This window comes from Neorhizobium alkalisoli, from assembly GCF_007829835.1.
Lineage (GTDB): Bacteria > Pseudomonadota > Alphaproteobacteria > Rhizobiales > Rhizobiaceae > Neorhizobium.
Window position 1 is genome coordinate 13631 of record NZ_VIWP01000020.1, and the last position, 17600, is coordinate 31230.

Here is a 17600-nt window from a genome sequence, read left to right on the forward strand (position 1 = left end):
GCCATTGAAACAGAAAGCAAGGACCTGCGCCGTGGATGGACCACGGGCACCTGTGCTGCGGCGGCCAGCAAGGCGGCCTGTCTTGCGTTGATATCCGGCGAATTTCCGGCCCTTGTCGAGGTGACGCTGCCCGGTGGCCAGCGGCCCGGTTTTGCGCTCGCGCTGGAAGAGGCCGGCGACGGTTTTGCCAAGGCCGGCATCGTCAAGGATGCCGGCGACGATCCCGACGTTACCCATGGCGCACTGATCATGAGCACCGTACGGCATGGCCTGCCCGGCAGCGGCATCATCTTCAGGGCCGGCAGCGGCGTCGGCACGGTCACCAAGCCCGGCCTTCCCCTGCCGCCCGGCGAACCTTCGATCAATCCGGTGCCGCGAAAAATGATTGCCGAGGCGATTGCCGAAGTCGCCGGTGAAAATGCCGATTTCGAAGTGGAGATTTCCGTCGCGGATGGCGAAAAGATCGCCGAGAAAACCCTGAACGGCCGGCTCGGCATTCTGGGCGGCATTTCGATCCTCGGCACGACGGGCATCGTCATTCCGTTTTCCTGCTCGGCCTGGATCCATTCCATCTGGCGTGGCATCGATGTGGCGCGGGCCGAAGGCCTCACCCATGTCTCCGGTGCCACCGGCAACACGTCCGAAAAGGCGGCGCAGGCGCATCACGGCCTGCCGGAAAGCGCCCTGATCGACATGGGCGATTTCGTCGGCGGCATGCTGAAATATCTGCGCCAGCATCCGGTGCCGAAAGTCACGGTTGCCGGTGGTGTCGCCAAGATGACCAAGCTCGCCCAGGGCATGCTCGATGTGCATTCCAAGCGCGGGCTTGCCGATCTCGAGGCGCTCGCAAAAGTCGCCGGCGATATGGGCGCGGATGCCGATCTCGTCGCCCGCATCACCGCTGCCAACACCGTCTCGCAGGCTTTTCAGCTGGCGGGTGAAAGCGGGCTGGCGCTCGGCGACCGCATCGCCGCGCTCGCCTGGAAGACGGCGGCCAAGGCGCTTTCCGATCCGCAGATCGCGCTGGAAATCTTGGTCTTCGACCGGCAGGGCATGCTTGTCGGAAAGACCGGGTTCACGCCGTCCGATCATTCAGAATCCTTGTCCTGATCGTTACGGCCTTGCTCGCCCACCATCTGATCCCAGCCGGGACGAAAACGGCGTACATAGTCGGCATTGTATAGCTGGCTCTCGACGAAGTCAGATGCGCCGAGCCCCTTGCCGACGAAGATCAGCGCGGTGCGTTCAGCCGGTTCCTCGGCGAGCTTTGCCTCGATATCGGCAAGCGTGCCCTTGATAATTCGCTCTTCCGGCCAGGAAGCGCGCACGACGATCGCGACCGGGCAATCGGCACCATAAAGCGGTGTCAGCTCTTCGACGATCTTTTTCAGCGCGTGGATGGCGAGATGGATCGCCAGCGTTGCGCCGGTCGCGCCGAACGCCTCCAGCGTCTCCCCCTCGGGCATTTTAGAGGCGCGGCCAGAGACACGAGTGAGCACGAGGCTCTGCGCCACTTCGGGAATGGTCAGTTCCCGCTTCAGCGCTGCCGCTGCGGCGGCAAAAGAGGGTACGCCCGGTGTCAGCGTGTAATCGATGCCGTGTTTTTCCAGCCGCCGGATCTGTTCGGCAACGGCGCTCCAGACGGAGAGATCGCCGGAATGCAGACGGGCCACATCCTTGCCGGCCCTATGCGCCTCGACATATTCACGCTCGATATCGTCCAGCGACAGCGAACCGGTATCGACGATACGGGCATCCTTCGGGCACCAGTCGAGCAATTCCTTCGGCATGATCGAGCCGGCATAAAGGCAGACCGGCGAACGGGCGAGGATGTCGCGGCCACGAACGGTGATGAGGTCGGCTGCGCCGGGGCCGGCGCCGATGAAATGGACGGTCATGCCTGCTCCCCGGCCGGTTCCTTCGCATTCGCTTTTCCTTGGGCCAGCGCGCAGGTCGCACCATGGGAGATCAGCCGCGGCACGATGATTTCGGCCGTTTCTCCAGCCACGGCCAGTGCCGCAGCTTCCGAAAGGCTGGAGGACAGCGTTTTTGCCAGGTTGTGGCGCGATACCGTCTTCGTGCGTGGCTCAGCCTGCATCAGTGCGTCGTCGCCGACGATATGCAGGACCATGCCGAGCTTCTTGGCCAGTTCCAGCATGCCGGGCTCTTCGCGTTTGATCTCGCCGGTGGCAAGAGCCGCGACGTCCCCGCGCGAAATCCTTGCCTCGATACAGGCCGCATCCAGCGCCGAAAGAAGTTCGTCGACCGAACTTCCCTTGCGGCATCCCAGCCCCGCGATAATCATCCCGTTCATTGTTTTATCCATGTCCATTGGGTGACCGGCATGGCCGGTTTCCACCCCGTCATCGTGCCGATCGGCGCGGCGCGAGAAACGTCGATGCGCAAAAGGCTGCCACCGAGCCGCGCCTGTGCGGCGATCAGCACCGCTTCCATCTCCAGCGTCACCGCATTGGCGACCAGCCGGCCACCCGGTTTCAGCGCCGCGATCGCGGCATCCAGCACGCCGCCCTCGCTACCGCCGCCGCCGATGAAGATTGCATCCGGCTGCGGCAGGTTTTTCAGCGCTGCCGGCGCCTCGCCTTCGACGAGAATCAGCCCCGGTACACCGAAAGCGCCCGCATTGCGGCGGATGCGTGCTGCCCGGTCGGGATGCGCCTCAATGGCGATCGCCTTCATCGAGGGATCGGCCAGCAGCCATTCGATGCCGATCGAACCGGAACCGGCACCGATATCCCACAAAAGCTCGCCACGCCTTGGCGCGAGAGACGAGAGCGTCAACGCGCGGATCTCGCGCTTGGTGATCTGGCCGTCATGCTCGAATAGCGCGTCATCGAGACCAAAACCGCGCGGCAGGATGCGGGCGCCGATATCTGCCTCAACCTCGATCGCAACGACGTTCAGCACATTGATGTCAGGCAATGCGAATCCGCCAGCCGTCCCGCTGCGGATCCTTTCCGCTTCCCCGCCAAGCGCTTCGAGCACCGTCAGGCGGGATTTTCCGAAGCCGGTCGCCGTCAGAAGCGCCGCCAGTTCCGCCGGGCCTTTTTCGTCCGAGGTCAGCGCAATGATTTTTCGCCCCGGATGCAGCAGCGGCCGGATCAGGTCGAGCGGGCGGCCATGCAGCGAAACGGTCTCGATCTCCTGCAACGGCCAGCCAAGCCGCGACGCCGCCAGTGAAAAGGCGGAAGGGGAGGGGTATGTGACAAATTCTTCGGCGCCGAGATGGCGGGACAGGGTAGCACCGACACCGAAGAAGAACGGATCGCCCGAGGCGAGCACGCAGACTTTTTGCCCACGCAAGGCCAGGACATCACGCATCGCCGCATCGAAAGGTGTCGGCCAGGCGCGTGCCTCGCCGGCAATCAGCGATGACGCCAGTTCCAGATGCCGCTTGCCGCCGAACACGACCGAAGCCGCCGAGATGGCCGCACGCGCGTTGTCGCCAAGCCCGTTCACGCCATCCTCGCCGATGCCGACGATGGACAGAAAACGGTTTTGCTCTAAACCTGTCCGCTCTGATTCAGGAGGCATTTTGAAACGCTCCATACTCATTCTGGGTGGCACTGCGGAAGCCAAGGCGCTGGCGGGGAAGCTTGCCCGCGATCCGCGATTCGATACTGTCCTGTCGCTTGCCGGCCGTACCAAGGCACCGGCCGAACAGCCCGTGCCGGTGCGCATCGGCGGTTTTGGCGGTGCGGAGGGACTGACTGCCTATCTCAAGGAAAACGGTATTTCCGCGCTGATCGACGCGACGCATCCCTATGCTGCGAGAATTTCCGCCAATGCGGCTGAGGCTGCCGAGGTTGCCGGCGTGCCGCTGATCGCGTTGCGGCGTGCTGCCTGGGAGCGGCAGGAAGGCGATCTCTGGCGTGATGCCGGCAGCGTCGCGGAGGCTCTCGGTGCGATCGGAACCGAACCGCGCCGGGTTTTCCTGACGCTTGGCCGGCAGGAGCTGCTGCCTTTCGAGGCGGCACCGCAGCACCATTATCTGGTCCGCAGCGTCGATCCCGTCGATCCGCCGCTCGACCTGCCCAATGTTACCTATCTCACCTCGCGTGGCCCCTTTGCGGAGGCCGACGAGATGGCGCTTCTGGCCGAACATCGCATCCAGTCTATCGTCGCCAAGAACAGCGGCGGGCCCTCGAGCTATGGCAAGATTGCCGCCGCCCGTGCGCTCGGCATTCCGGTCGTGCTGATCCGCCGACCAGTCCTGCCTGACGTCGTGACGGCCGAAACGATCGATGCGGTGCTCGCCTTTCTCGATCATTTGCCGGCGCCCCCGAAGGATCTCGGCGAATAGACGATCGGGCGCTGGTCTTTACGTTCGATCAGCCGCGTTTCGGCCGTGCCAACGATCACGCAGGTGGCCATATCCGCCATCTCGCCTTTGGCGTCGGCGAGTTCGACGATATGGATCGCCTCATCTGGTCGACCGGCGGCGCGGCCAAAAATGACCGGCACGGAGCCGGGCAGATGGGCGCGGAGGATGTCAAAAGCCTCGCCAAGCTGATGCGGGCGCGCCTTGCTGATCGGATTGTAGAAAGCCATCACGAAACCCGCCGTCGCTGCCGCAACGAGCCGCTTTTCGATGATGTCCCAAGGCTTCAGGTTGTTGGAGAGCGAAATCGCGCAGAAATCATGGCCGAGCGGCGCGCCGGCCTTGGCGGCGACGGCAAGCATAGCGGTGACACCGGGGACAACCGACATCTCGATCTCGCGCCATTCTGCTGGCCCGTCATCGATTGCCTCGCAGACGGCGGCGGCCATGGCAAACACGCCGGGATCACCGCCTGAGACGACGCAGACCTTTTCGCCCTTGGCCGCCATTTCAAGCGCCGCCCTTGCGCGAAAAAGTTCCTCGCGGTTGTCGGAGGCGTGGCGGCGCTGGTCAGGCCGCAGGTTCAGGCGGTCGATATAGGGAAAATAGCCAAAAAAATCCGTCGCCACGGCAACGGCGGCCAGAGCTTCCGGGGTGATCTGATCCGGACTGCCGGGGCCGAGGCCGACCACGCTCAGCGTGCCGGTCATTTTCCGTCTCCGATGAATTCTTCCGCAGGGCGCGTCGTCCAGCCGGGCACCAGAACGATGGAGAAATAGGGCGCCGGACTTTCGTCGCGTTCTTCCAGTTTTTGGGCCGCGCCATTCGCCATCGTGCCGCGCTCGACATACAGCGCGCCGGAAAGCTTGCCGGCCGAGGCCAGCGCGCGGCGGATTTTTGGCAGGTTGCGGCCGACCTTCATGATCACGGCACCATCGGTATTTTGCAGCCTCTCGGTCAGTTTTTCTTCCGAAAGCGTACCGGGCAGAACGCTCAAGATGTCATCGCCTTGTACAAGCGGCATTCCGGTCATCGACCAACAGCCGGACATGGCGGTGACACCGGCCACGACTTCGGCGTGGTAGCGCTTTTCGAGCCGCACATGCAGGTGCATGTAGGAACCGTAGAACAGCGGATCGCCCTCGCTCAAAACGACGACATTCTTGCCGGCATCGAGCAGGGTGGCGATATCCTCGGCCGATTTGTCGAAGAAATCGGCAATCGGCGCCTTGTACTCCGTCTCGTCCTTATGGGTCTCGACGGTCACGGGGTAGACGAGCGGCAGTTCCAGCGTGCCGGGGCGGATATGCGCCTCGACGATGGCGCGACCATTGCCGGTAGAACCCTTCTTGCAGAAGAAGGCGATCACGTCGGCTTCGGTTATGCTTCTGACTGCTTTCAGCGTCAAAAGTTCCGGATCGCCGGGGCCGGTGCCGACACCGGTCAGTTTTCCCTTGAGGATTGCCGCGTTCAAAGCCCTGCCCTCGCAAGCGCGTTGACACAGGCTGCGGTCATCGCCGAGCCACCCATACGGCCACGGACGATGGCGTATGGAATGTCATGCACGGATTCCATCAGCGCTTCCTTGGATTCGGCAGCGCCGACGAAACCGACCGGCATGCCGATGATTGCGGCAGGCCGCGGCGCGCCGGCATCGAGCATTTCAAGCAGGCGGAAAAGGGCTGTCGGCGCATTGCCGATGGCAACGACTGCGCCTTCCATCTCGTCCCAGAGATCGAGTGCGGCGGCGGAGCGGGTATTGCCGATCGTCTTTGCAAGTTCGATCGTGCGGCTGTCGCGCAGGGTGCAAAGCACCTGGTTTTCGGCCGGAAGACGGGCGCGGGTCACGCCATGCGCCACCATTTCGGCGTCGCAATAGATCGGCTTTCCGGCGCGGAGCGCATCGCGGCCGGCGGCAACGAAATCGTCGGAAAAGCGAAAATGTTCGGCCGCTTCCACCAGTCCGCAGGCATGGATCATGCGCACGGCGATATCCGCCTGTTCTTCCGAAAAGGCGGAAAGATCGGCTTCCGCGCGAATGATCGCAAAAGACTTTTCGTAGATAGCGTCGCCTTCGCGGATATAGTCGTAAGTGTTCATGGTCGTCCTGGCATCTGGCCTGATTGCGCTTGCGTGCCAAGCCGGTTCGAACCGATCCGGGCAAGGCAGGCAGCGGAATTTTCACCCGCCCGCCGTTCGGATTTCACGAGTTCGGCAAGGCGGCGAAGCGTGGCGTTGGTATCGACAAAAGCAGAATAAGCAAAGGGCGCATCCGAGGCTTTCCCGTCCGCGACGAAGGAAACGCCATCGGCGGTGCCGCAAAGTGCAAGCGCGGAGGCCTGCGGATGGGCGCAGCCCTTGTGGCAGCCGGTGATGTGCAGCGTGAACGAACCGTCTAACAGGTCGGCGCAATCCCGCGCGGCCTCCGCGGCAATGTCATGGGTGGGGATCGTCGCGGATCGGCAGGCCGGGCTGCCGGGGCAGGCGGCGATATGGCCGCGCGGATCGTCGGCGCGGGTGATGAAGCCGGCGACGGCAGCGAATTTTTGGAGGGCTTCGCAGGCGTTTTTTGCGCCGAAGAAGAGCAAGGAATGATCGAGAGCAGGTTTTACCTGGGTGATGCCGAGGCAGGCTGCCTCTTCGCAGAGGGTAGCGAGCGCCTCCGCTTTCACCTGACCGAATGCCGGACCGATGCCGATCGCGTGCAGGTCGTCGGAAAGTGCGAAGAGATCGAACGGAGACGTGGCGGCCCCAAAAATCTCTGTCATGCTCGGGCTTGTCCCGAGCATCTGCGACGGATCATGCTTGGCGTCGTGGTCGGATCCTCGGGACAAGTGCGAGGATGACCTTGGTGGGTTGGCCACCGGTCCGGCGTCGTCCCTCAGCGGTAAGTCGGCTGCCAGATCTCGGCCACGGGCGCTTCTGCCCATTGCTGCCATTCGTTGCAAAATTTCGACTGTTGCAGCCACAGCCTGTGTTTCACGTAAAACATTGAAAAGACGGCCAGACTCTTCACTGCCGCCAAGCAGCAGTTTCCAGAGCACTTCGCCATCAGCCCTGACGGCCATCAGCCGGATATCCGCGAGAAGCTCGGAAAGCCGTAAACGCCCGCCACCATCGACCACGACCGTCATTTTTGGCGCAAGCCCAGTAATGCCGCTGGCGCCGTCACGGATTGCCTGCGCTAGCGGGCGAGGATCGGCGATTTCCATCCCGTCCATGCCGGCAAGCGGGGGTGTTTCAACGGCGAGACCATCGCGCAGCGGCAGGTTCATCGCCCGCACGTCGGCATCGAGTTTCGGGGCAGAGATCTCGCCCAGGCCGCGGATTTGCAGATTGCCGCGGGCGGAAATGTCGAGCATGCCGTTGCCGTGCCAGATCGCAAGTCGGCAGAGCTCGGCGAGCTGTTTTGGCGAGATCGCATCGGTCAGCGCCACGCGGGCCAGAAATCCGTCGCCGGTCATCATGGGCGTCGAGAGGGCGGGGCAGGCGCCGCGGCGCATATCGGCAAGCGACTGCTTGGCCGGTGTCTGCTCGGCAAGCGTCTGGGCAGTAAGTTTCGGGTCCGATGGTTTCTGGCCGAGCTGCACGGTTTCCATCACGCCACCTCTCGCGCCAGCATTCCCAACTCGGCATCCACAGAGTTGCGGCGCGGATGCCAGAGGCCGCGGTTGAGCGCCGAGCGGAAACGTTCGCCCATGTAGCGGGCGCCTTCCGGGTTCTGGGACAGGAGAAAGTCGCGCACCGTCTCGTCGCCCAGATAGGCGTCATAGGTGGCGTCGATCAGCGATTGCGGCACGGCATGGGTGGTTTCGGCAAAACCGATCAGTCGGTCCACCGTCTCCACCAGTTCGGCGGCACCGCGCGGCCCATGGCGCATCTGGCCGGCGATGAAACGCGGATTGACTGCGCGCGCGCGAACGATGCGGGTGACAGCCTCGGAGATCGAGCGGGCTTTTGGCTTCTGCGGATCGGTCGTGTCGAGCGCGATCACGTCCGCCTTGCCGCCAAGCGCTGCGACCGCTGCCGAAAAACCGCCGATGAAGGCGACGTCGGCTGAACCGTCCAGCAGGTCGCGGCCGGGATCGTCGCCGGTATGGACGAGAAGGTCGGCGGATGCGACCTGTTCGGCAAACAATCCGGGCACGGCCTGCGCCTCGCCCTCCGGCCCGCCAAAGGCATGGCTCGTGGCATCGAGATAAAGGCGGCCGAGTTCTTCGCGCTCGTTCCAGCCACCGTCGGCCAGCTTTTCCTCGATGCCGGATCCGTAAGTGCCGGGAGCTGAGCCGAAAATGCGGGGCGGCATGGTGCCGGACTTTTCGGCCACTTCGGCAAGCGGATTGTCGCCCGGCGCTTCCTCACGCGCCGCGATCGCCCGCATGGCGGCGTCGAGAAGCGCGATCAGTGAAGGGAACATGTCGCGGAACAGGCCGGATATTCTCAGGCTCACGTCGACGCGCGGGCGGCCGAGTTTTGCGGGCGTCAGAACTTCAATGCCGGTCACGCGGCCGGTCGCGGCATCCTGCACCGGCCTTGCGCCCATCAGGGCCAGAACCTGCGCCACTTCCTCGCCACCGCTGCGCAACGAGGCGCTGCCCCAGAGATCAAAGACGAGGCTTTTCGGCCAGTCGCCGTGGTCCTGCAGGTAACGGCGCAAGATCTCGTCGGCGGCGCGTTTGCCGAGTTCGAAGGCGGTCGGGGTCGGCAGGGTGCGCGGGTCGCTGGCATAAAGGTTTCGGCCGGTCGGCATCACGTCGCGGCGACCGCGGGCCGGGGCGCCGGAGGGGCCGGGGCGGACATGTTTGCCGTCCAGTGCGTCGATCAGCGCATTTGTCTCGGCGTCGGCGCTGGCGATGCGGAGCGGATCGTCATCGCCTTCCGCGACGCCGCCGAAGACGTGCTGGCCGTCCTTGATGGCGAAATCCTTGAGATCGCAGAGAAAGGCGTCGATGCGGGCGAGCGCCGTATCGGGATCGTCGTCGCGGGACACGCCGGCTTCGTTGGCAAGTGCCGTATCGCGCGCCGTCTCGACGATCAGTTTTGCCAGCCGGTCGCGGCGGCGGCGGTCGAGACCGTCGGCCTGGGCATATTCGTCGACCAGCAGTTCCAGCTTTTTCTGTTCGTCCGACAGGCCCGCGCCTGCGAGTACCGGCGGCAGGTGGCCGATCGTGACGGCCGAGATGCGCCTTTTGGCGACGGCCGCCTCGCCCGGATTGGAGACGATGAAAGGATAGACGACCGGCAGGCTGCCGGTCACCAGTTCCGGAAAACACTCTTTCGACAGGGCCACCGTCTTGCCCGGCAGCCACTCGAGCGTGCCATGGGCACCGACATGGACGATGGCATGGGCGCCGAGGGTTTCGCGCATCCACTGGCCGAAGGCGAGCAGGGCGTGGCGCGGCGGCAGATCCGGGCTATGGTAATCGGCGCGTCGATCGGCATTGCGGCCGCGATCGGGGGCGAGTGCCACCGTGACATTGCCGAATGTCTTGGCACGGAAACGGTAGGCACCGTCCTGCAGGTCTTCGTCTTCGCTGGGATCGCCCCAGGCGGCTTCGGCTGCCGTGATAGTGCGATAGTCGGCGAGCGGGAAGGTGGCCGATTTTTCGGCGAGACCATCGAGAAGTATCCGCGGCGTTTCGGGAATGTTGGAAACGGAATAGCCGGCCATGGAAAATACATGCAGCATGGACAGCACGCTTTGCGGCACGTCCAGTCCGACGGCATAGCCGGTGCGACCTGGCGCGCTCGGATAATCCGGCATCAGGATGACGACTTTTCGATCGGGCCGCGCGGCCTGTCTCATCGTCAGGAAGGCTGTGATGCGATTGGCAACCTGTTCGACCCGGTCCTGCTCGGGTTCGTTCGTCAGATGCGCGGAATTGTCTCCGGCCTTGAAGGAGATCGCGCCAGCCAGGATGCGGCCGTCGAGTTCCGGCAGCACGACATGCATGGCAAGGTCGGCAGGGTTCAGGCCGCGTCGTCCTTCCGTCCAGCCGTCGCGCCGTGTCGTGGCGACAACGATCTGGAAAACGGGCAGGCCGCTGCGGTCAAAGATCGTTTCGCCACGCTCATCTGTGCCGCTGGCAAAGGCCGTGGTGGTGAGGATCGCGGCGGGAGCGAAATCGGCAATCGCCTGTTCGACGAATGTGACCGCTTCGGCATCCTTCAGGCTGCCAACGAAGATCGGCAGCGGTGCAAAACCGCGAGACACCAGCGCCTCGAACAGGGCGTCGATCGGTGCTGCGTCATTGGCAAGCAGCATGGAGCGGTAGAAGAGGATCGGCAGGCATGGTGAATCGGCTGCGAAACCAGCCAGAAGCGTTTCCGCCGGAACGATGCCCTGGCCCGGCCGGTAAAAACCGGCTTTCGGCATGACGGATGCCGGTGGCAGGGCGTCGTTGCTACCCCTTGCCAGCATGGCCAGCCGCCGTGCCAGAAGCCGCATATTGTCCGGCCCGCCTTCGCGAAAACAGCCGAGCAGGGCGGAAAGCGTGTCTTCGGAAACGGTCGAGGCTGCGGCCAGCCGGTCGTCGCGCATGCTGCATTCGCCGGGCAGCATGGCGAGGGCGATATTGTTTTTCCGTGCCAGCCGCGAGATTTCGTCGGCGCCATAGGCCCAGCGGTCATAGCCGCCGAGAATGCGCACGAGAATGACCTTGGCATGGGCTGCCGTCTTTTCCAACCACAGGTCGATCGACATCGGGTGGCGGAGGTCGGAGAGGTTGGTAAGGGCGAGGGCCGGGACGTTTACGCTTGCGGTACCCCCCTCTGCCCTGCCGGGCATCTCCCCCACAGGGGGGGAGATCGGTGAGTGGCTCGCGCTCGGCCATCTCGACGGTTGGGTTCGGGGCAAAGTCGGCGCGTCTAGCGGATCTCCCCCCTTGTGGGGGAGATGGCCGGCAGGGCAGAGGGGGGCGGGCTGGTCGCCGGTCTCAGCAGCATCCTGCTCAGCGCGTTCAGCCGCACCCCACCCCGCCAAAATCCCGTTCAGGTCGCTGCCGGAAAAGGACAGCACCACCACATCGGCCGGCGACTGGTTGAGGTCGACCGGTTCGATCAGGTCGTCGAGCGACGACGATGTGGTGGCGAGTATGTGCATCCTTTTTCCAGACTTTTGGCCGCCTGGTCAGGCGGCCAGCATTTTTTCGATTGCGGCGCGGTCGATGCCCTTCTCGCCGATCACGACGAGGCGGCTCTGGCGGGTTTCGCCGGGGGCCCAGGCGCGGTCGAAATAGTGGTTCACGCGCGATCCTACCGCCTGAACCTGCAGGCGCATCGGCTTGTTCGCGACTTCCACGAACCCCTTGATGCGCAGCACGTTCTGCGCTTCCGCCGTGGCGGAAATGCGCGAGGCGAGCGCTTCTGCATCGGTCACGGCGGCGATGTCGATGACAAAGCTGTCGAAATCATCGTGGTCGTGATCGAGCTCATCGTCGTGATGGGTCTTGCGGTTCTCGATATCGTCCTCGACGGCGAGGCCAAGGCCGATCAGCACGCCCGGATCGACCGAGCCATTGGCGGCCGGCACGATCTTGACCGCGCGCGGCAGGTGCGCCTGGACGCGGCCCTTGGCGGCCGCAAGCGAGGCTTGGTCGAGAAGATCGGTCTTGGTCAGCACGATCATGTCGGCGCAGGCGACCTGGTCTTCGAACACTTCCTCGACGGGATCGTCGTGATCGATCGAGCTGTCCATCTGGCGCTGGGCTTCAAGCGCCTCATGGTCGTCGGCCACGCGGCCCTCGGCCAGCGCCACACCGTCTACGACGGCAACGACGCCATCCACCGTGACACGGGCCTTAACATCCGGCCACTGAAAGGCCTGGACGAGTGGCTTTGGCAAAGCAAGGCCGGAGGTTTCGATCAGGATGTGATCGACGCGCGGCTCGCGGGCCAGGATCTGGTCGATTGCCGGCACGAAATCGTCGGCCACCGTGCAGCAGATGCAGCCGTTTGCGAGCTCGATGATATTGTCTTCCGGGCAGCTTTCGATGCCGCAGCCCTTCAACACTTCGCCATCGATGCCGACATCGCCAAATTCGTTGACGATGATCGCTAAGCGCTTGCCCTTGAGGTTCTCGATCAGGTTGCGGATCAGCGTCGTTTTACCGGCACCGAGAAATCCGGTGATGACGGTGCAGGGGACGCGGTCGAAAGAAACGCTCATTGGGGCATGTCCTCGTGATGATGGAATGGGGGAATACGGGCCGTCATGCCCTTGCCGCGCAGGCACATCGGGCGGCCGCGCAGCGGCAGGAAACCACGCTCGTCCTCGGCCAGCATCATGGCGCCGGTGACGATGTCGTCGACCACGTCGAGCGACAGATGACCGAAGACATAGGACCAGCCGGAACGGTGGTTGAAGGCGGCACTGGGGCTTTTTTCGCAATTGGCGAGACAGGTGACGGGTTTGACGTTAAGCGGCTTGCCTTCCGTTGCCGCACGCAGCGCCTCAATCAGCTTGATGCCCGGCCGGGCTTCGCTGTCAGTCGCTTCACGGCAATTGGTGCAGACGAAGATCGTCACATCGACGTCCTCGGCGGCGCTTTCCGCAGCGATTGGGCTTTTTTGCTCGTCACTCATCGTCTGGCCGCATCACCGTCGGGTTCAAAATCGGGGTGCGGCGCAGGAGGGCAAAACCTTCTGCAACGAAAACACTGTTCGGAGCACCCCGCCCGGCAGCTGGAATTTTCAAACGGCAGTTCTCCTGGCTCGCGGGTCGTCGCCATCCGCCTGCCTTCCCGGATCTCTCCAGTGGCGTTCGGCCGTAAAGGCCGTTTGGCAAGATGGCTATCCGCCTACAGTTGCGGGGGCAGCCGCGGCATTGGGCACATCTCGCCCGCACCGCATTCTCTCTTAGCCCTTCCGTTGCCGGAAAAGGACCGTATCGTTTCAACTACGCCCGGTCGCGGTCCGGTGTCAATGCGCGACGCCTCATGTGCCGCAACCGGCGCCAAAGCGTCGCAAGGGCGATTGCCGTCAGGGCGAATTCGTTTATAGTGACACAGCCTATGGTGCCCGAAAGGGCCTTGGAGGGAATGCGGTGCGACGGTTTTTCCGTTCATTCCGCGGCTGCCCCCGCAACTGTAAGCGGAAAGTTTGAAGCCCAAATCGGCCTTATGGCCATCAAGTCACTGGAGAGATCCGGGAAGACGGGCGTCAAGCGCATGATCCGCGAGCCAGGAGACCTGCCGGAGGCAAGAATAGTTTGAACAGCCCTCGGGTGGAGGGCAAAAGGACAAGATCATGGCTATCAATTCCGCTGCAACTTCGGTCAGCGTTTCTTCTTCGAAAATCATTCCCCTCAGCATGACGGCCCTGCTCGGCCTGTTCATGGTCGGTTTTGTCGGCTTCTCCCATCTGGATGTCGTCCACAATGCCGCGCATGACACGCGCCACTCGCTCGCCTTCCCCTGCCACTGAGGAATTTTTCAAATGTCGTTGTTTCGTAACATCGTCTTCACGGCGGTGATCGCCGGACTATTGTCCGGATTGCTGCTGACCGTGATGCAGAGCTTTTCAACCGTCCCTTTGATCCTTCAGGCGGAAGTTTATGAAAAGGCCGAAGGCGGCCATTCGCATGAGCATGCTACCGCGCCTGCCGATGCCACCGCCCCGGCTGGGCCCGCTGCCGCTGCAACCGCCGCACACGAGCATGAAGAAGAAGCCTGGGAGCCGGCCGACGGTTTTGAGCGTTTCATCTATACGGCCGCTGCCGACGTGCTCTCTGCCATCGGTTTTGCGCTGGTCATCATCGCCGCTTCGGAAGCGCTCGGTGGTTTCGGCGGCTGGCGTGGTGGCCTGATGTTCGGCATTGCCGGCTTCATCACCGTCATTCTCGCCCCCGGCCTCGGCCTGCCGCCGGAACTGCCGGGCATGCCGGCAGCAGAACTTGCGCCCCGCCAGATCTGGTGGATCTCGACCGCCGCCTGCACGGCTGCCGGCCTTGGCCTGCTCGCCTATACCCGCTCGGCCGTCTTCGCGGCGCTTGCCATCGTGCTTCTGGTTGCCCCGCATCTGATCGGCGCGCCGTTGGCACCTTCGCATGAGACCTCGGTGCCGATGGATCTCTATGCCCGTTTCGTCAACGCCGTCTATGCCACGAACCTTGTGTTCTGGGCCGTGCTGGGTGCTGCCTGCGGTACCATCCGCAACCGGCTGCGCACCGGCGAGGAAGCGCCCGCCGGCACCTCTCCGAAGCTGGCGACCCGGTAACTGGAAGAGTGACTGAAAAAGTGAGCGATATCGACGAAGCTGCCGCTGCCCGCCACCGAGCCAAGATGGCGAACCGCAAGGCGGTGCAGGACAAGGAAGTCGCCGAGAAGACCCTGGAAAAGGGTCTTCTCATCGTCCATACCGGCCCCGGCAAGGGCAAGTCGACGGCGGCCTTCGGCCTGGCATTGCGCATGCTCGGCAACAATCGCCGCGTCGGTATCGTGCAGTTCATCAAGGGGGCCTGGTCGACCGGTGAGCAGCCGGCATTGGCCGTCTTCGGCGATCGCGTCGTCTGGCACACGATGGGCGAAGGCTTTACCTGGGAAACCCAGGATCTGCAGCGTGATATCGCCGCCGCTGAACGGGCCTGGGGCAAAGCGCTGGAGCTGATGGCTGACGAAACGATCGGCCTCGTCATTCTCGACGAGCTCAATATCGCCCTGCGTTACGATTATCTCGATCTGGAAAAGGTCGTGGCCGAACTTCAGGCGCGCCGCCCGGATCTGCATGTCGTCGTTACCGGCCGCAATGCCAAGCCGGCACTGACAGAAGCGGCCGATCTGGTGACCGAGATGACGCTGGTCAAGCACCATTTTAAGGCCGGCGTAAAGGCTCAGGCCGGTATCGAGTTCTAAAACCATGGCTGCCCGCGCTTTGATGTTTCAGGGGACGGGGTCGGATGTCGGCAAATCGCTGCTGGTCGCCGGCCTCGCCCGCGCCTTCACCCTGCGCGGCCTGAAAATCCTGCCGTTCAAGCCGCAAAACATGTCGAACAATGCCGCCGTCACGGCGGATGGCGGCGAGATCGGCCGGGCGCAGGCGCTTCAGGCGCGCGCCGCCGGCGTGCCGCTCAGTGTGCATATGAACCCGGTTCTACTGAAACCCCAAAGCGAAGTCGGTGCGCAGGTCGTGGTGCAGGGCCGCGTCGAGGGCAATGCCAAGGCCTCCGAATATCAGGCGTTGAAACCAAAACTGCTCGCCCGCGTGCTGGAAAGTTTTGAGCTTTTGCGCGGACAGGCCGATCTCGTTCTGGTTGAGGGTGCCGGCAGCGCGTCTGAAATCAACCTGCGCGCCAATGACATCGCCAATATGGGCTTTGCCCGCGCCGCCGACGTGCCGGTCGTGCTGATCGGCGATATCGACCGTGGCGGCGTCATCGCCAGCCTTGCCGGCACGAAACTGGTGCTCGACCCTGAAGACGCGGCGATGATCGAGGGTTTTATCGTCAACCGGTTTCGCGGCGATCCAACTCTGTTTGCCGAGGGCATGCGGATGATCGCGTCCCATACCGGCTGGCGGTCGATCGGGCTCCTGCCGCATTTTGCCGATGCGGCGCTGCTGCCGGCGGAAGATGCGCTTGGCCTTAACGCGCCGTCACGACGCAAGGACGGTGCAAAAATCCGCATTGCGGTGCCGGTCCTGCCGCATATTTCCAATTTCGACGATCTCGATCCGCTCGATGCCGAGCCGGATGTGGAACTCGTTCGCGTCCGCCGCGGACAGGTCATTCCGGCCGATTGCGATCTCGTGCTTCTGGTTGGCTCCAAGGCGACGATTTCTGATCTTGCGGCGCTTCGAGAGGCGGGATTCGACGTGGATATTGCTGCGCATCTGCGGCGGGGCGCGCGCGTGCTCGGGCTTTGCGGCGGTTACCAGATGCTCGGCCGCAAAATTTCCGATCCTGACGGCATCGAGGGACCGCCCGGCAGCGTACCGGGGCTTGGCCTGCTCGATGTGGAAACCATCCTCACCGACGACAAGCGGCTTGAAGCAGTGACCGGGACGAGCTTTGATGGTGTTTCGCTGACCGGCTATGAAATGCATGTGGGCCGCACCGAGGGGGCGGATTGCGTGCGTCCTTTTTCGGTGATCGGTGCCGGCAAGGATGGCGCGATCTCAGCGGATGGGCGGGTCTGGGGCACCTATCTGCACGGTCTGTTTTCAGACGACCGGCAGCGCTCAGCCTGGCTGACAAGGCTCGGCGGCACGGCATCCGGCCTGGATTACGAGGCGAGTGTCGATGCTATCCTCGATCGGCTTGCCGCCCATATGGAGCAGCATCTCGATCTCGACGGATTGCTCAGACTTGCCAGATGATGAGCGCCAACAGGCCGAAAAGGCCGATCAGAAAATAATCCGCCAGCCGCGCCAGTTTCAGCGCACGGCGTATGTCCTGTGGCCCAAGCTCCCGGCGCCCACCTTCGCCCATGAATCGCGCCTCGATCATCTGCCCGCCATAACTGCGCGGACCGGCCAAGGCGATGCCGAGTGCGCCGGCCATCGCCGCTTCCGGCCAGCCGGCATTCGGCGAACGGTGATGTCCTGCATCCCGCAACACGGCGCGGACGGCATTTTTCGGCGAAGCGCCTTCGATGAAGAAGGCGGCGGTGATGAACAGGGCGCCGCTCAGCCGCGAGGCCGGCAGGTTGATGAGGTCGTCGAACCGCGCCGCCGCCCAGCCAAATGCTTCGTGGCGCGGCGAGCGGTGACCGATCATGCTGTCAGCGGTATTGGCCGCCTTGTAGGCCGCTCCGCCAGCCAATCCGCCGATACCCATCCAGAAGGCAGGGGCCACGACGCCATCGGAAAAGTTTTCCGCGAGACTTTCGATCGCCGCACGGCAGACGGCGGCCTCGTCGAGCTTTTCCGGGTCGCGGCCGACGATCATCGAAACAGCCTTGCGGCCGGCCTCCAGCCCGCCGATCTCAAGCGCTCTGGCAACGGCCTCGACATGGCTTTCAAGGCTTTTCTGCGCCGGCAGGCTGGCGGCGGCAAGAACCAGCAAGACGAAACCCAAGGGCACGGCCAGAAGGCCGGCCTCGATGACGAGCGCGACACATACCGCGGCAGCCAGAAGCACGATCAGCGCCATGACGCCCATGCGCTTGCGGGTCCGAAAATCATCACCTTCCCGGTTCCACGCGCGATCGAGCCGGGTTATCAGCCAGCCGATCCAGGTGACCGGATGGCCGATACGGGCATAAAGCCAGTCGGGATAACCGGTGACGCGCTCCACGATCAGCGCGGCAAATGCGAGAAGGAACAT

Annotated in this window: 17 protein-coding genes and 2 riboswitches; of the genes, 6 read left to right on the forward strand and 11 right to left on the reverse strand. The window is 63.6% G+C overall.

Going from position 1 to position 17600, the window contains the following annotated elements; translation table 11 throughout:
- Positions 1-3: 3 nt before the first annotated feature.
- Positions 4-1110, forward strand: coding sequence for a cobalt-precorrin-5B (C(1))-methyltransferase (locus FHW37_RS32255; protein ID WP_186458516.1), 1107 nt, complete (start codon positions 4-6; stop codon positions 1108-1110).
- Here the strand turns inward: FHW37_RS32255 and cobM are convergent.
- From cobM to cbiE, 3 genes are read right to left on the reverse strand one after another with little or no spacing between them, the layout of a single operon-like run.
- Positions 1089-1898, reverse strand: coding sequence for a precorrin-4 C(11)-methyltransferase (cobM, locus tag FHW37_RS32260; RefSeq protein ID WP_145643660.1), 810 nt, complete (start codon positions 1896-1898; stop codon positions 1089-1091). The genes FHW37_RS32255 and cobM overlap by 22 nt on opposite strands.
- Positions 1895-2314, reverse strand: coding sequence for a cobalamin biosynthesis protein (locus FHW37_RS32265; protein WP_186458514.1), 420 nt, complete (start codon positions 2312-2314; stop codon positions 1895-1897). The genes cobM and FHW37_RS32265 overlap by 4 nt, the downstream gene beginning before the upstream one ends.
- Positions 2311-3552: a precorrin-6y C5,15-methyltransferase (decarboxylating) subunit CbiE gene (gene cbiE / locus FHW37_RS32270; protein WP_145643662.1), complete on the reverse strand. Its 1242-nt coding sequence runs from the start codon at positions 3550-3552 to the stop codon at positions 2311-2313. Before cbiE ends, FHW37_RS32265 begins: the two co-directional genes overlap by 4 nt.
- A 1-nt stretch (position 3553) precedes the next feature.
- Here cbiE and FHW37_RS32275 point away from each other — a divergent pair, with 1 nt between their 5' ends.
- The gene (locus FHW37_RS32275; protein ID WP_145643663.1) at positions 3554-4321 is read left to right on the forward strand and encodes a cobalt-precorrin-6A reductase; all 768 of its coding nucleotides are present in this window, start codon (positions 3554-3556) and stop codon (positions 4319-4321) included.
- Here the strand turns inward: FHW37_RS32275 and FHW37_RS32280 are convergent.
- From FHW37_RS32280 to FHW37_RS32310, 7 genes are read right to left on the reverse strand one after another with little or no spacing between them, the layout of a single operon-like run.
- Positions 4285-5049, reverse strand: coding sequence for a precorrin-3B C(17)-methyltransferase (locus FHW37_RS32280; protein ID WP_145643664.1), 765 nt, complete (start codon positions 5047-5049; stop codon positions 4285-4287). The genes FHW37_RS32275 and FHW37_RS32280 overlap by 37 nt on opposite strands.
- Positions 5046-5813: a precorrin-2 C(20)-methyltransferase gene (locus tag FHW37_RS32285; protein WP_145643665.1), complete on the reverse strand. Its 768-nt coding sequence runs from the start codon at positions 5811-5813 to the stop codon at positions 5046-5048. Before FHW37_RS32285 ends, FHW37_RS32280 begins: the two co-directional genes overlap by 4 nt.
- Positions 5810-6439 (reverse strand): precorrin-8X methylmutase, encoded by a 630-nt coding sequence (locus FHW37_RS32290; protein ID WP_145643666.1) that lies wholly within the window; start codon positions 6437-6439, stop codon positions 5810-5812. The genes FHW37_RS32285 and FHW37_RS32290 overlap by 4 nt, the downstream gene beginning before the upstream one ends.
- Positions 6436-7938, reverse strand: a complete 1503-nt coding sequence (gene cobG / locus FHW37_RS32295; protein WP_246691045.1) for a precorrin-3B synthase — start codon at positions 7936-7938, stop codon at positions 6436-6438. Before cobG ends, FHW37_RS32290 begins: the two co-directional genes overlap by 4 nt.
- On the reverse strand, positions 7938-11441 hold the full coding sequence (gene cobN, locus FHW37_RS32300) for a cobaltochelatase subunit CobN (protein WP_432442919.1): 3504 nt from the start codon (positions 11439-11441) through the stop codon (positions 7938-7940). The genes cobG and cobN overlap by 1 nt, the downstream gene beginning before the upstream one ends.
- A gap of 27 nt (positions 11442-11468) precedes the next feature.
- On the reverse strand, positions 11469-12506 hold the full coding sequence (gene cobW, locus FHW37_RS32305) for a cobalamin biosynthesis protein CobW (protein WP_145643668.1): 1038 nt from the start codon (positions 12504-12506) through the stop codon (positions 11469-11471).
- The gene (locus FHW37_RS32310; RefSeq protein WP_145643669.1) at positions 12503-12922 is read right to left on the reverse strand and encodes a DUF1636 family protein; all 420 of its coding nucleotides are present in this window, start codon (positions 12920-12922) and stop codon (positions 12503-12505) included. Before FHW37_RS32310 ends, cobW begins: the two co-directional genes overlap by 4 nt.
- 97 nt (positions 12923-13019) lie before the next feature.
- Positions 13020-13241, reverse strand: a riboswitch (cobalamin riboswitch).
- 93 nt (positions 13242-13334) lie between these two features.
- Positions 13335-13549, forward strand: a riboswitch (cobalamin riboswitch).
- A gap of 36 nt (positions 13550-13585) precedes the next feature.
- Here FHW37_RS32310 and FHW37_RS32315 point away from each other — a divergent pair.
- From FHW37_RS32315 to FHW37_RS32330, 4 genes are read left to right on the forward strand one after another with little or no spacing between them, the layout of a single operon-like run.
- Positions 13586-13762 (forward strand): CbtB domain-containing protein, encoded by a 177-nt coding sequence (locus FHW37_RS32315; RefSeq protein ID WP_145643670.1) that lies wholly within the window; start codon positions 13586-13588, stop codon positions 13760-13762.
- A 12-nt stretch (positions 13763-13774) separates the two neighbouring features.
- On the forward strand, positions 13775-14554 hold the full coding sequence (locus FHW37_RS32320) for a CbtA family protein (protein ID WP_145643671.1): 780 nt from the start codon (positions 13775-13777) through the stop codon (positions 14552-14554).
- 20 nt (positions 14555-14574) lie between these two features.
- On the forward strand, positions 14575-15189 hold the full coding sequence (cobO, locus tag FHW37_RS32325) for a cob(I)yrinic acid a,c-diamide adenosyltransferase (RefSeq protein WP_145643672.1): 615 nt from the start codon (positions 14575-14577) through the stop codon (positions 15187-15189).
- A gap of 4 nt (positions 15190-15193) precedes the next feature.
- The gene (locus FHW37_RS32330; RefSeq protein ID WP_145643673.1) at positions 15194-16651 is read left to right on the forward strand and encodes a cobyric acid synthase; all 1458 of its coding nucleotides are present in this window, start codon (positions 15194-15196) and stop codon (positions 16649-16651) included.
- Here the strand turns inward: FHW37_RS32330 and cbiB are convergent.
- The gene (gene cbiB / locus FHW37_RS32335; protein WP_145643674.1) at positions 16635-17600 is read right to left on the reverse strand and encodes an adenosylcobinamide-phosphate synthase CbiB; all 966 of its coding nucleotides are present in this window, start codon (positions 17598-17600) and stop codon (positions 16635-16637) included. The two genes, FHW37_RS32330 and cbiB, sit on opposite strands and share 17 nt — an antisense overlap.

Coding starts and splice junctions, on each gene's coding strand:
- cobM (WP_145643660.1), bottom strand. CDS start 1,898: ATGACCGTCCATTTCATCGGCGCCGGCCCCGGCGCAGCCGACCTCATC.
- cobG (WP_246691045.1), bottom strand. CDS start 7,938: ATGGAAACCGTGCAGCTCGGCCAGAAACCATCGGACCCGAAACTTACT.
- cobN (WP_432442919.1), bottom strand. CDS start 11,441: ATGCACATACTCGCCACCACATCGTCGTCGCTCGACGACCTGATCGAA.
- FHW37_RS32320 (WP_145643671.1), top strand. CDS start 13,775: ATGTCGTTGTTTCGTAACATCGTCTTCACGGCGGTGATCGCCGGACTA.
- cbiB (WP_145643674.1), bottom strand. CDS start 17,600: ATGTTCCTTCTCGCATTTGCCGCGCTGATCGTGGAGCGCGTCACCGGT.
- FHW37_RS32280 (WP_145643664.1), bottom strand. CDS start 5,049: ATGACCGGCACGCTGAGCGTGGTCGGCCTCGGCCCCGGCAGTCCGGAT.
- FHW37_RS32310 (WP_145643669.1), bottom strand. CDS start 12,922: ATGAGTGACGAGCAAAAAAGCCCAATCGCTGCGGAAAGCGCCGCCGAG.
- cobW (WP_145643668.1), bottom strand. CDS start 12,506: ATGAGCGTTTCTTTCGACCGCGTCCCCTGCACCGTCATCACCGGATTT.
- FHW37_RS32315 (WP_145643670.1), top strand. CDS start 13,586: ATGGCTATCAATTCCGCTGCAACTTCGGTCAGCGTTTCTTCTTCGAAA.
- FHW37_RS32330 (WP_145643673.1), top strand. CDS start 15,194: ATGGCTGCCCGCGCTTTGATGTTTCAGGGGACGGGGTCGGATGTCGGC.
- FHW37_RS32265 (WP_186458514.1), bottom strand. CDS start 2,314: ATGAACGGGATGATTATCGCGGGGCTGGGATGCCGCAAGGGAAGTTCG.
- FHW37_RS32290 (WP_145643666.1), bottom strand. CDS start 6,439: ATGAACACTTACGACTATATCCGCGAAGGCGACGCTATCTACGAAAAG.
- cbiE (WP_145643662.1), bottom strand. CDS start 3,552: ATGCCTCCTGAATCAGAGCGGACAGGTTTAGAGCAAAACCGTTTTCTG.